The organism is Mesorhizobium sp. Mes31 (assembly GCF_024519675.1).
In the GTDB taxonomy this organism is placed as follows: domain Bacteria; phylum Pseudomonadota; class Alphaproteobacteria; order Rhizobiales; family Rhizobiaceae; genus Mesorhizobium.
In genome coordinates this window covers 513070-525593 of record NZ_JALJRL010000001.1, presented here as the reverse complement: position 1 = coordinate 525593, position 12524 = coordinate 513070, and the positions used below count along the sequence as shown (strand labels likewise).

Annotated in this window: 15 protein-coding genes and 1 riboswitch; of the genes, 6 read left to right on the top strand and 9 right to left on the bottom strand. The window is 63.0% G+C overall.

The genetic code is table 11. The features are described from left to right. Window positions 1-96 precede the first annotated feature (96 nt). Both NR193_RS02370 and NR193_RS02365 read left to right on the top strand, forming a co-directional pair. Entirely contained in the window at window positions 97-708 is a 612-nt protein-coding gene (locus tag NR193_RS02370) for a molybdopterin-dependent oxidoreductase (RefSeq protein ID WP_256749270.1), read from the top strand. Then, complete coding sequence (locus NR193_RS02365; RefSeq protein ID WP_256749269.1) at window positions 705-1451, top strand: FAD-binding oxidoreductase; 747 nt, start codon at window positions 705-707, stop codon at window positions 1449-1451. Before NR193_RS02370 ends, NR193_RS02365 begins: the two co-directional genes overlap by 4 nt. Window positions 1452-1514: 63 nt before the next feature. On the opposite strand, the gene NR193_RS02360 is transcribed toward NR193_RS02365, so the two are convergent. The 8 genes from NR193_RS02360 to NR193_RS02325 form a co-directional block, all read right to left on the bottom strand. Continuing rightward, entirely contained in the window at window positions 1515-2984 is a 1470-nt protein-coding gene (locus NR193_RS02360; RefSeq protein WP_256749268.1) for a nucleotidyltransferase family protein, read from the bottom strand. Then, window positions 2984-3661, bottom strand: a complete 678-nt coding sequence (locus NR193_RS02355) for a glycosyltransferase family A protein (protein WP_256749267.1) — start codon at window positions 3659-3661, stop codon at window positions 2984-2986. Before NR193_RS02355 ends, NR193_RS02360 begins: the two co-directional genes overlap by 1 nt. Beyond that, window positions 3661-4413: a glycosyltransferase gene (locus NR193_RS02350; protein ID WP_256749266.1), complete on the bottom strand. Its 753-nt coding sequence runs from the start codon at window positions 4411-4413 to the stop codon at window positions 3661-3663. The genes NR193_RS02355 and NR193_RS02350 overlap by 1 nt, the downstream gene beginning before the upstream one ends. Window positions 4414-4468: 55 nt before the next feature. Continuing rightward, window positions 4469-5221 carry a glycosyltransferase family A protein gene (locus tag NR193_RS02345; protein WP_256749265.1) on the bottom strand — a complete coding sequence of 251 codons (753 nt, stop codon included), beginning with the start codon at window positions 5219-5221 and terminating at the stop codon, window positions 4469-4471. Continuing rightward, window positions 5218-6267 carry a serine kinase gene (locus NR193_RS02340; RefSeq protein WP_256749264.1) on the bottom strand — a complete coding sequence of 350 codons (1050 nt, stop codon included), beginning with the start codon at window positions 6265-6267 and terminating at the stop codon, window positions 5218-5220. Before NR193_RS02340 ends, NR193_RS02345 begins: the two co-directional genes overlap by 4 nt. A gap of 41 nt (window positions 6268-6308) precedes the next feature. Then, window positions 6309-6737: a PqqD family protein gene (locus NR193_RS02335; protein ID WP_256749263.1), complete on the bottom strand. Its 429-nt coding sequence runs from the start codon at window positions 6735-6737 to the stop codon at window positions 6309-6311. A gap of 153 nt (window positions 6738-6890) precedes the next feature. Then, entirely contained in the window at window positions 6891-7991 is a 1101-nt protein-coding gene (locus tag NR193_RS02330; RefSeq protein WP_256749262.1) for a hybrid-cluster NAD(P)-dependent oxidoreductase, read from the bottom strand. 77 nt (window positions 7992-8068) lie between these two features. Then, on the bottom strand, window positions 8069-9316 hold the full coding sequence (locus NR193_RS02325; protein ID WP_256749261.1) for an aromatic ring-hydroxylating dioxygenase subunit alpha: 1248 nt from the start codon (window positions 9314-9316) through the stop codon (window positions 8069-8071). 114 nt (window positions 9317-9430) lie between these two features. After that, a riboswitch (cobalamin riboswitch) is annotated at window positions 9431-9634 on the bottom strand. Window positions 9635-10146: 512 nt separating this feature from the next. Between NR193_RS02325 and NR193_RS02320 the strand changes: the two genes are divergently transcribed. The 4 genes from NR193_RS02320 (at window position 10147) to NR193_RS02305 (ending at window position 11201) form a co-directional block, all read left to right on the top strand. After that, window positions 10147-10347: a DUF680 domain-containing protein gene (locus NR193_RS02320; RefSeq protein ID WP_091586243.1), complete on the top strand. Its 201-nt coding sequence runs from the start codon at window positions 10147-10149 to the stop codon at window positions 10345-10347. 71 nt (window positions 10348-10418) lie between these two features. Then, entirely contained in the window at window positions 10419-10625 is a 207-nt protein-coding gene (locus NR193_RS02315; protein WP_256749260.1) for a DUF680 domain-containing protein, read from the top strand. A 71-nt stretch (window positions 10626-10696) separates the two neighbouring features. Next, on the top strand, window positions 10697-10900 hold the full coding sequence (locus NR193_RS02310; RefSeq protein ID WP_256749259.1) for a DUF680 domain-containing protein: 204 nt from the start codon (window positions 10697-10699) through the stop codon (window positions 10898-10900). 64 nt (window positions 10901-10964) lie between these two features. Further along, window positions 10965-11201, top strand: coding sequence for a DUF680 domain-containing protein (locus tag NR193_RS02305; protein WP_091586240.1), 237 nt, complete (start codon window positions 10965-10967; stop codon window positions 11199-11201). Window positions 11202-11386: 185 nt separating this feature from the next. On the opposite strand, the gene NR193_RS02300 is transcribed toward NR193_RS02305, so the two are convergent. Further along, window positions 11387-12499, bottom strand: coding sequence for an ABC transporter ATP-binding protein (locus NR193_RS02300; protein WP_256749258.1), 1113 nt, complete (start codon window positions 12497-12499; stop codon window positions 11387-11389). Window positions 12500-12524 lie beyond the last annotated feature (25 nt).

The window sequence follows — 12524 nt, the reverse complement described above, 5'->3', positions numbered from 1 at the left end:
CTCCGCCCTTGCGTCAAGATTTTGGTTGCCCGCCACGGTATCTTCGAGAACATTGTGCAAGGCTGACGATGGCCTGACACAGAGGGGATTGCCGCAATGGTCACCCGAGGGTTTCTTTCTGGGCGGCGCCCACCGACCGACGGCGATGCGCGCATCCCGCCCGGGCAATATCTCGAGCAGGGATTTCCGGTCCTGTCGGCCGGTCCGACGCCGCGCGTGCGTACCGAGGACTGGTCGTTCACGCTGAAGCATGGGCCGCGGCCGATCAAGAAGTGGAATTGGGCCGAGTTCAACGCGCTGCCTTTGACCAAGATGACGCGAGACATCCATTGCGTGACCGCGTGGACCAAGTTCGACACGCCGTGGCAGGGCGTGCTGGTCGACGATATCCTTGCCGATGCCGGCCTGGAGCCGCCGACCGATTTCATGCTGGCGCATGCGTTCGACGGCTATACCACCAACGTGCCGGTAAAGGACCTGACCGCTGGCAAGGCGATGGTGGCGCTGCTTTACGAAGGCAAGCCGATCACCCCGGACCATGGTGGTCCGGCGCGGCTGCTCGTTCCGCATCTCTATTTCTGGAAGTCGGCCAAATGGTTGAACGGCCTGCAGTTCACGACGCGTGACGAGCCCGGCTTCTGGGAACTGCGCGGCTATCACATCTATGGCGACCCCTGGCGCGAACAACGCTATACGGACGATCCATGAGCGAAGCGCTGGCGGTCCAGTCGCCCTGGCAGACAGCCGGGATCGTCCGCATCGAAAAGCGCACGCCGCGTGTCACCAGCTTCTTCTTCCGGCTGTCGCGGCCCTTCGCCTATAGAGCCGGGCAGCATGTCGATGTCAGGCTGACGGCGCCGGATGGTTATCAGGCGCGCCGCTCCTATTCCATTGCCTCCGCGCCGAGGACGGACGGGGCGATCGAACTGGCGATCGAAAAACTCGACGATGGCGAGGTCTCGCCCTTCTTCCACGAGGTCGCCGCGGTTGGCGACGAGGTCGAACTGCGCGGGCCGCTCGGCGGGCATTTCGTCTGGCCCGATGACGACGGTGGGCCCCTTCTGCTGGTCGGCGGCGGCTCGGGCGTCGTGCCGTTGATGTCGATGGTCCGCCATCGCGCCGCCCGAAAATCGACGGTGCCCGTCGTCCTCGTCTTTTCGGCCCGGGTCTGGGACGAGGTGATCTTTCGTGATGAGCTGATCGGTCTCGACGACCGCAAGGACGGCTTCGGCCTCGTGCTGACCCTGACGCGCGAAACCGCGCGCCGGCCGGCCGACTATTCGCGGCGGGTGGACGTCGCGATGATGGTGCAAGCCATGGCCCGGCTGCCCGAGCCGCCGAGGATCGCCTTCGTCTGCGGCTCCAACGCCTTCGTTTCGGCTGCCGCCCAGGCGCTGATCGATGCCGGCGTTGCGACGGAAATCATTCGCACCGAACGCTACGGGGTCTGAAGGAGGGTCGCCTCGGAGGTTGCGCTTGTCGTTTTCGACGCGTGCTTCCCGTCTTCTCCGGTCTCAGCCAACCGGCGAGAATTCTGCCGACAGCAATTGGAAAGGCAGTGCGCCATAGACGGCGACGGCGGCCGCGTCATTCCATTCGCGAAACTGCCGCGATGGCCGCGCCTCCAGCGTCAAGGCCTGTCGCGAGCCGTCCAGCCTCACCTTGCCGCGAAAATGCAGCACCCTTTCCTTGCCGGATCGGCTGATGACCATGGCACGCAGGCGAGCAACATGGTCGTCACCGGCATTGATCTCCATCTCGATGCGGCGCCGGACCGGTGGGACACTGATCCTGACGGCGACGTCGAGCATCACGTCCCCCGTCATTTGCGGACAGGGGATGGTCTGTGAAAACACCAGCGGCGACGCCGCGTCCGGTGGCCTGCGCCCAGCCGACCTGCCGCGCCAGGCCTTGGCCGGCGGCTCCTGTTGCAGCCGGCCGCTCTTTCGCTTCAGCCGCAATTGCTTGGCAAGGCCACGCGACAACCAGACCAGCCTGCCGAAATCAGTACGCGGCTTGGCCTGCAGCACGGCCGACCAGCGCGAAAGGCCAGCGCGGTCGGCCATCTCCAGCACGCGCGCCAGCACCCCATCCGGCACCGCCACGCCGATACCCAGCGCAAGGTAGGAGAGCGCCACCGCTGCGGCAACGGCGAGGCCGCGCCTGGCGATAATATCGAGGAACACGTCCCAGTCGACATCGCCGTCGCGGATAGCCACGGCGCAATCGACCAGCCAGTCGCTGTGCGTGTGGGCATCAAGCCCGCCATGCGCGATGGCCAGCGCGATACGGTCGGCAGGCGACGGCACCAGCACGCTGACGCCGCTGAACGCGGCGGCCGCCGCCCTGCGCCAGATTGCAAGGTCGTCTTCGTTGCTTTGCTGCGAACCATCATAGGCGAGCTGGTGAAGGTCGATGTCGCCGAAACTGCCCTTGAAGAAATTCATCGAGCGCAGCGACGCCAGCCTTGTCCGCAGATATTGCGGACTGACACCCGAGGCGATCTGCCAGTCGCGGTCGCGCAGCACGTCGAAGGCCGTTTGCATGTCCTGCGGCCGTACCAATATGTCGATGTCGTGCGCCACGCGGCCACGCTGCGCCGACGCGTTCAAGGCGATGCGGCTGGCGCCCTTGATCAGCATCACCATGCATCCGGCATCCGCCATCGCCTGCAGCGCCGGTTCGGCCTCGCGCATGGCCATGCGCGACTTGGTCCACAGCATCTTCTGCAGGCCAACGAGCCGCGGATAGGCGGAATGGCCGGCGAGCTTCCTGCCAAACCTGTCGGAAATGGCAGCAAGCAGCCGATGCTCCCGGAAGGCGACAAGGTCGATGTCGTTCTCGTCCAGCCATTGCGCTGCGCAAGCGGCGGCGGCGTCCTCGTCGGAAAGAAGCGCCGCCTTGAGCAGCTGGTCCAGCCCACCGGTCGGCCAGGACCAGCCGTAGTCCGGGAAGCGTCGATCGATACGGCGAATATCAGCCATCAGCCCGAGCCGGCCTTGTTCTGCGCCCGCCGCTGCATGGCGAGCCGCGCCACCTGGAGATAGCCGCGGTCGCGGGCCGGATCGCGTCCGTAGGACAGGCTGCCCGGCCGGATGCGGCGCAGCGCCAGCGCCTCGTCCAGCATATCGAGTGTAAGGCCTGCCTCGCGCGCTCGGGCGATCCAGTCGATCATTTCGCCACGGCCGCCCGGCGGATCGACGATTGATCCAACGGTCTCGGCGACCTCGCGGCGAATCATCATGGTGGTCCGCGACCAGCCGGGCATGACCTCGGCCTCGGGCGCGTCGGGCCGGTCGTTACGGAAATTCCGCCAATGACAGAAAACTCCCGATGTTCCTGGAGATCCCTCTAAATGCGAGAGCTGGCTTTCGATCTTGTTGGGCAGCCACAGATCGTCCGCATCGAGCGTCGCAATGAGCGGGGTCGATAGCGCCCCAATGCCCCGGGTTGTGGCACTACCGGGCCCGGCATTGTCCTGGCGCAACAGCTTGACCGGCAGGTTCATCGTCTTGATCACCGCAACCGTGTCGTCGGTCGAGCCGTCGTCGACGACGATGATGGTCTCGGGCCTGACCGACTGGGCCATGACCGACCGCAGCGTTTCAGCTATTGTGCCGGCCGCATTGAAGGCTGGGATGACGACGCCGTATCCGCTCATCACATGAAATGCCAGTCAGCGAGAGGCCTGAGATCGAAGATGCCCTCGATTCGACGCCGGGACGGATCTGCCTTGCGGCGGTTCATCGATTTGTAGATAGCGCGCATGAATTCACGGGACTGGACGTCGGTCTGTCGGGTCATGTTGCCGGGATGGCGTCTATAGTAGAGCGCCACTGTCTCCGGCATCGCATATCTTGGTCCGCTTTCAAAGGTGCGCAGCAGGTAGTCGGTGTCCTCCGCCTGATTGAATGCTTCGTCGAAACCACCGATACGCTCGACAAGCCGGCGCGAAAAGATCGCCGCCGAAAGATGGATGCCCCGAACCGTGATGCTGTTGCTATTGACGGCCGGCTCCAGACGCTCGTCGTCGATCTCGTCGACAAGCATCATTTTTGAATAGGTGAGGTCTAGGTCCGGATCGGTCCGGAAGAGTTCGACATCGGCCTCGAACCGTCCCGCTGGGGAAATGTCATCCGAATCGAGAAAGGACACCAGTTCCGTTTCCGGATCGAGCAGCCTGAGCCCGGTGTTGCGGGTCCGGGTCACACCCAGGTTGGGCTGCTGGAACAGGCGGATGCAGGGGTTTTCATCCATCGCCGCGCGCACGACTTCGGCCGATCCGTCTGTCGAGCCGTCGTCGATGACGATGATGTCGAGATCGGCGGCGTCGCGTTGTCTCAACAGCGAGCGCAGGGCCGCGCCGACAAAGGCCTCGCGGTTATAGACGGGCATGATCACGCTCAGCCTCATTGATGGCTCCACGACTGTTCCGGGCTTGGCCGATCCGAACCGATTGTGTCCGGCATCACAGCATCTGCCAGTCAGCCGGGCTCTTCAGTTCGAAGATGCCCTGGACCTCATGTAACGACGGGTCGGCCTTGCGCCGCCGCATCGACTTGTGGATGGCACGCAAGTGGTTGCGGACCCTGCCGCCATGTTCCTTGGTGACGTTGCCAGCGTGGCGCCGGTAGTAGATCGCGACGGCATCCAGCAATTCGTAGTTCGGACCCGTTTCGAAAACACGCAGCAGATAGTCGGTGTCCTCGGCCTGTTCGAAATCCTCGTCGAATTGTCCCGTGCGGTCGACAAGCCCCCTGCTGAGCACGGCGGTGCTCAGCGAAATTCCCCGAAGCGTCATGGTACGGCTGTCGGCTGCGGGCTCAAGCCTCTCGTCGTCAATCCGGTCGGCCAGCGTCATCAGCGAATAGGTCAATTCGAGGCGGGGGTCGGCCGTGAAGCATGCAAGATCTCTCTCGAAGCGTCCCGCCAGCGAGATGTCGTCAGAATCCAGGAACGACACGAACCCGGCGTCCGGCGGCAGGTGCCGCAGCCCGGCGTTGCGCGCCCTGGCGACGCCCATATTGGCCTGCTGGAACAGGCGGATGCAGGGGGTCTCGCGCATCATCGAGCGCACCGCCTCCGCCGACCCGTCGGTCGAGCCGTCATCGATGACGATAACGTCGAGATCGACGACGTCGCGCTGCCGCACCAGCGAGCGCAATGCCGAAACGACATAGCGCTCGCGGTTGTAGACGGGCATGATCACGCTCAGTTTCACGAAGCGCCCCGCGCGAGGAAATCCGCGACCGTGCCGGCGATCTCCTGCGGCTGCGTCCCCAGCGACAGACGGTAGCACGGCAGCAGGCGGGTGAGATCGCTGAAGAAGCGAAAGCCGCTTTCCCGCTCGCCCGGCATCTGCGCTATGCCGGACGGCGCCAATGCAATCATGGCATCCTTGCGCGACACCGGCATGATCGAGCTTGCCCCGCCACCGCTGATATGTGGCACCACCAGCGCAACGATGTCCAGCGTTGCCGGTACCGGCCGAGGCGCGATGTCGCCAATGTGAAAGGCATGCTTGCCCTGCCAGTTGAGCGGAACATTGGCCGGCACCCGGCGCTTCAGCCCGAGTCGCGCAAACCCTTGGGGATCCTGTTTCAACGTTGAAAACAGCGGACGGGCCGTCACGCCGTTGGAGAGGTCGATCAGCACATAGTCGTCACCGACGCTGTCCAGCCCGTTGAGGAGGCCGGCAGCGACGGTCCCGGATTTTCCGGCGCCGCCCGCACCGGCAAGCAGAATGCCCTTGCCGTTGGCGCCAAGGGTGCCGGCATGGGTCAGCCGCATGCCGCGTGCCGCATACTCCCAGTGCAGGAAGGCGCGCAGTGGCGCGCCAGGTTCCCAGGGCGGAAAGGCGTCGGCCGAGCCCATCAACTGCACGCCAACGCGACGTTGCGGATCGTAGAACTGCCAGAAATCGAGATCGTGAAAATGGTGGCCGCGCAACCCGGCCTTGGCGAGGCGCTTGGCAAAGCCGTGTTCGGTGAAGTGCGCATCGCCCCATTGTGCCGGCTCAGGGATGCCGTGGATGCCTGGGTGAGCAATAAAAATGCGGCAACGGGCGCTTTCCGGTTGATCACCCCTGGTCTCGACAAAAGCATGGCCGAGCGCATCCGCCAGCACCCCGGGACCGAGATGCGCGTTCAGTTCCAGCCACGGCAGGCGGATCGTTCGCGTGACCGGATAGGACGCGGACGCGCCTTCGGCGGCGGCGATGACATAGCGGGCGTAGTCCGGCAAGGTTTCGAGGGTAACGCGCGACATGGCCAGGTCCAGCGCCCCTCTATCGCGGATGCGACGGATCGTCAGGATGCCTGCTTGACCGCCGGCCAACCCAGCGGTTCCTCGACTTCATGGATGGGATCCACGATGATGAGGTCGGCCAGATCGTCGTGAACACTCACGTTGAGCGGCTCGCTCGTGGCCGCAAGCTCGGCAAGCAGGCCGCCCGGCAGCGGCTGCGCCGGCGCGTCGGAACGCGTCAGGAGCCGCATCTCGACCAATTGCGATACGAAGCCGTCGAGTTCAGCCGGGCCTATTGTCGAGGCACCTGCGGTCAGCCCGATCAGGGCCTGGGCATCGACGCCGGACGAGAGCGCCTGCCAGATCCTGCTGCCTGAATCGGAAAAACCGAAATATTTCCCGCTTGAAAGATCGAGCACGACGGCTTCGCCGTCGAAGGACTCAAAGACCACGTCCTTGCTCGCAATCTTGTAGACATCGGCATGGCGCATCGTTCTTGGTCCCCGCAGCTTGCGCGACCAATCACCGGTCGGCGTGGTTGCTCCCCAACAACGCCTGTAAACACTCGGTTCTTCCTTGGCAAGCCAACGGGCGCCGGCGAGGCGTCGACCATTTTTGGGGAGCAGTCCGGCTCTCCGAGTGGATCACGCCTCGATTTCGAGCGCCGAAAGCGGCTTGGAGCAGCAGGCGAGGATAAAACCGTCGTCGATCTCATGATCGAGGATACCGCCATTGTGGCTCATCTCGACGGTGCCCGCGACCTTCTTCACCTTGCAGGTTCCGCACAGGCCGAACTCGCAGGCGGCGGGGATACGCACGCCCGAAGCCCGCGCCGTCTGCAGTACGGTCTGGCCGGCGACGCATTCGGCATCGACATCCGAAAGCGAGAAGCGGATCGGCGTGGCGGCTTCGACGGGAACCGCGGCGCCGTCGCGCGCCTGCGCTGCGAACGGCGCCGGGATCTCCTCCACGACAGGCGCCGCAAAGCTCTCCTGATGGTATTTCGTCATGTCGAAGCCGGCGGCCTCCAGCATGCCGCGCACGGCGCGCATGAAGGGATCGGGACCGCAGCAGAAGATTTCGCGCTCGCGGAAATCAGGCGCCAGCAACGGCAGCCGGATCGCGTCGATGCGGCCCATATGGCCGAACCAGCCCTCGCGGCTCGACCGCTCCTCGATCATGAAGCCGAGCGACAGGCCAGGCATGCGGCTGCCGAGCAGTTCGAGCTCCTTGCGGAAAATGATCTCTTCCGGGCGGCGCGCGCAGTTGACGAAGCCGACATCGGTCCATGGCGCGCAGTCGTTGAGCCAGCGCAGCATCGACATCATCGGCGTCACGCCGGAGCCGGCCGAAATGAACAGGTATTTGGCCGCCGGGTGGCTGTGCAGCGAGAAGTCGCCGGCCGGCCCATAGGCTTTGACATGGGTGCCGGGCGCCAGATGATCGAACATCCAGCGTGTGCCGATGCTGCCCGCTTGTGCCTTCACCGTCACCGCGATCGAGAACGGCCGCGACGGCGAGGATGACAGCGTGTAGGTGCGCATCAGCGGCCCCTCGGCGGTCGGCAGCTCCAACGTCACGAACTGGCCAGGCTTGTAGCGGAACCAGGTCTGGTTGTCGGAGCGGAAGGTGAAGGTCTTAACGTCAGGGGCCTCGTCGGCGACGCCGATCACTTCCAGCACCTGGAGCCTGTCGTTCCAGGGCGCCATCTCGTCGAGATGGCGATAGAGGCCAAGATCCGTCATCGCGTTCATCCTCTTGTCCCTTTTGTTCCGCACATGTCGTGAACCCAAAACCGCCGCGCACTTTTGGGCGCCATGCGTTAGGCGACGCTGCGCAGGGCCGGTTTGCCGTCTCCGGCCAGGCGTGGGCCGATGAAGCGTGCGTACCAGTCGACGAACTGGATCACGCCGCCCTCATGCAGCTCCGAATAGGGGCCCGGTTCGTAGGCCGGCGACAGGATGCCGAAGGCGTTTTCCTCGACGATGCGGCGGTCCTGGTCATTGGTCTCGGTCCACACATGGGTGAGTTCGGCGAGATCGTAGTCGACGCCTTCGACCGCATCCTTGTGCACCAGCCATTTCGTCGTCACCGCGGTTTCCGTGGCGCTGATCGGCAGCACCCGGAAGGTCACCGCATGGTCGATGAGGATGTGGTTCCACGTCGTCGGATAATGATAGTGCATCAAAGTGCCAATGCGGTCGGCGGAGACGGCTTCGGACAGGTTCTTCTTCACCGCCCGCTTGCCGGTCATCGTGTAGCTGACGGCATCGCGCAGCAGCGGCGCGCGGGTGGCGCGGTATTGCCCGGCCGGATCGATGCGAAACTTGCTCGGCAGGCCGGCCGCCTCGCATTTCGCCCAGTGCGCAAGCATTTCCGGGTCGCTGTCGGCGCCTTGCACGCCGGTCACCGTCGGTGCTTCCGGGAAGGTCTTGCACAGTTCCGGATGATTGCCGGCGCAATGGTAGCACTCGCGGTTGTTTTCCCAGACCAGCTTCCAGTTGCCCTTCTCGATGATCGTGCTCTCGAAGGCGACTTTTGCCTCGCGCAGCCGGTGCGGCAGCAGATAGGGTTCGATCATCGCCCGCATCGGCGCGAAATCCGCCGGCTCCTTGGCCAGGCAAATGAAGATGTAACCGCCGACCGTCTCGCAGGCGACCGGCTTCAGGCCGAACTGGCTCTTGTCGAAACCGTCGGCCATCTGCCTGGCGAATAGCAGCCTTCCGTCCAGCTCATAGGTCCATTGGTGATAGGGGCAGACCAGCTTGGCCGCCGTGCCCTTGTCGGAATTGCAGACACGGCTGCCGCGATGGCGGCAGGAATTGTGGAAGCCGTTGATCTTGCCTTGCTGGTCGCGGACGATGACGACCGGATAGTCACCGATCTGCACGGTGATGTAGCTGCCCGGCTTCGGCAGTTCGCAATCATGGCCGATGAACAGCCAGTCGCGATACCAGATCAGCTCCATGTCGAGCTTGAAATAGTCGGGGTCGGTGTAGAAGGGCTGCTCCAGTGAAAAGCCTTGCTTGCGGCTATTCAAGAGCCTCAGCATGTCGTTGCGCGCGTCCATGTCCTGTCCTCACAATCAAGGACTGCATCGGAGGGGAAGAGAGGAAGGATCGGACGCAAGCCGGCGATGTGCCGGACATGCACTATCCACCTCTTGACCGCCCACCGCGATCAGTCGAGTCTAGACATCTCCGGCTGGTTTCCGGGCTCTGGAGTTGTCCTTGCGGACGATCGCGACACCTTCCCAGGCTTTTGGCCCAGTGGTCTCCCGTTGCGACTTGAACTCCACCACCGTTGCGGGGGCAGCGCCGGATTCTGACCGGCTTCCCAATTCTCCGCCTCGTCGTCACGAAACGGCACCTGAGATGTCATGATCTAATCACGACGGCGATTGCGACATCGGCATGAAAGCGACATCGCATCCATGCGGCGCGACACGCATACGAAAACGCCCCGGTTGGCGATTGCGGGGCTGAAATCCGATCTGCCCGACGGCCATTTGCCGGCCGCGATCTTCCCGAATCCGGTCGCTGGCGGAGGCCAAAAACGGTTAACGGTTTCGAAAAGTGACTATTAGCTGCCTCTAAAATCGAACCGAACGGTTCGTTTCTGTTGACGGTGCGTGCAGGACGGTGTGAACGCTGGGCCCTAGACACAGTTGGTGATCGGAACGCCAGTTTCATCTAACTAACTGATATAAAATGTAAAAATACCTGGTGTAGAAGGCCGTGGCACAATTTCAAGTGGCAGATTCATGGTCCACGCGAAACAACTTCGTGATTGGAAATGGCTGGATGGCCTTCCCACATCGGGGCTGTCCGAACGACGCGAATTCCTTCCAAGACACGCCGCTAGACGGACGGAAATAAGAAGACACTGGAGTACCAAAAAATGAAAAAGATTGTCCTCACTGCCGCCGCCCTTCTGGCCATCTCCGGCAGCGCCTTCGCTAATGGTAGCGATCACTACGGTTCGAATGCCCCGGCAGCCACTGCTGTCGACAGCTCGTACACCGCTTCGATCAAGAAGTCGGAACCGGCTGCTCAGACGCCTGCCCAGGGCAGCGACCGTAACCTCTTCGGCAACAACTAACAGCCGAATCCCAGGTGACGGCGGGCTTGCCCGCCGCCCTGGCGAAATCCAGAAATTCAGGAGTACTTGAAATGAAGAAGATCATCCTTGCTGCCGCCGCCGTTCTGGCCATCTCCGGCAGCGCCTTCGCCGGCAGCGACAACTTTGGCTCCAATGGCGCCAACCAGCCTGCCGCCACCTCGGTTGACAGCTCGTACACCGCTTCGATCAAGAAGTCGGAACCGGCTGCTCAGACGCCTGCCCAGGGCAGCGACCGTAACCTCTTCGGCAACAACTAACAGCCGAATCCCCAGGTGACGGCGGCTTGCCCGCCGCCCTGGCGAAATCCAGAAATTCAGGAGTACTTGAAATGAAGAAGATCCTTATTGCCACCGCCGCCCTGCTTGCCATTTCCGGCAGCGCTTTTGCCGGCAGCGACAACTTTGGCTCCAACGGTGCCAACCAACCCGCCGCCGCGGTCGACAACTCGTACACGGCTTCCATCACGAAGTCGGAGCCGGCTGCCCAGGCGCCTGCCCAGGGCAGCGACCGCAACCTGTTCGGCAACAACTAACATCCGAAAGCAAGGCGGCGGGACAGCCCGCCGCCTTGAACTCGAAAATACCGGAGTATCAAAAATGAAAAAGATTGTTCTTACTGCCGCCGCTCTTCTGATTGCCGCAGGCAGCGCCTATGCCCGCAACGACAACGTTGGCGGCACCGACATCAACAAGCAGGCGACCGTCAACGTCGACACCTCGCATACGGGCTCGATCCGCAACAGCGGCTCGCCCGTCTACAAGCTGCTCAATTCGTCGGGTGACGTAGAGAAGTCAGCCCCCCAGGGCAGCGACCGGAACCTCTTCGGCCACTAGAGCCTGTTCCATCCCGATGGAATCGGGATGGGGCTCTATCTCTTCGTTTGAGCATGATCTTTCCCGAAAACCGGATTCCGCTTTTCGGGATCATGCTCTAACAACCGAAGCCGATTCCTGAAACAGAGCGGCGGGCCTTGCCCGCCGCTCTTTTTTGTCGCCTGGGTCCAGCAAGGCTGACCGCCTCAGGCCGCCTTTGCTTCCGGCTTTTGCAGCGCGAAGGAATGTCCGTCCGCGTCGAAGATGTGCAGGTCCTCGGCATTGGCGCTCAGCCGCAATGTCGAGCCGCGCTTGACCTCGACATTGCCGGGCAGCTTGGTCACCAGCGGCAGGTCGGCGCGGCCGATGTCGACATAGACAAGCTGGACCTCGCCGAGCTGCTCGACATAGTCGACCGTTCCCTCGAACAGATAGTCCGCGCCGGTGGCGATGATCAGGTCTTCCGGCCGCACGCCGAAACTCACCGCAGCACCTTTTGCCGAAGCCGGTGTCGAGATCGGCACCGTCGCCTTCCGCCCGCCGACATGGCTGACGACGGTCGGGTTTCCGGTCTTGTCGATGGTCGCCGGCAGGATGTTCATGGCCGGCGAGCCGATGAACTGGGCGACGAACAGGTTGCCGGGCTTCTTGTAGAGGTCCATCGGCGTGCCGACCTGTTCGATATGGCCTTCCTTGAGCACCACGATGCGGTCGGCCAGCGTCATCGCCTCGACCTGGTCGTGGGTGACGTAGATCATGGTCGTGTTGGGCATCGATTCCTTGAGCTTGGCGATCTCGATGCGGGTGGCGACACGCAGCGCCGCGTCAAGGTTCGACAGCGGCTCGTCGAACAGGAACACTTTCGGATTGCGCACGATGGCGCGGCCGATGGCGACGCGCTGGCGCTGGCCGCCCGACATCGCCTTGGGCAGACGGTCGAGATATTTGGTCAGCTGCAGGATTTCCGCTGCCTGCCGCACCCGCTTATCGATCTCGGCCTTGCTTTCCTTGCCGATCTTCATCGAGAAGGCCATGTTGTCGTAGACGGTCATGTGTGGATAAAGCGCATAGGACTGGAACACCATGGCGATGCCCCGCTTCGACGGCGGCACGTCGTTCACCACCTCGCCGGCGATCTTGAGCTCACCCGAGGTGATTTCCTCGAGCCCGGCGATCGACCGCAGCAAGGTCGACTTGCCGCAGCCGGACGGGCCGACGAAGACGATGAACTCGCCCGACTTTATATCGAGGTCGATGCCGTGGAGAATGTTCAGATTGCCGTAGGACTTCTTCACTTGTCTTAGCGTGACATCGGCCATTGGTTTCCTCCCAGTGATTTGAAAT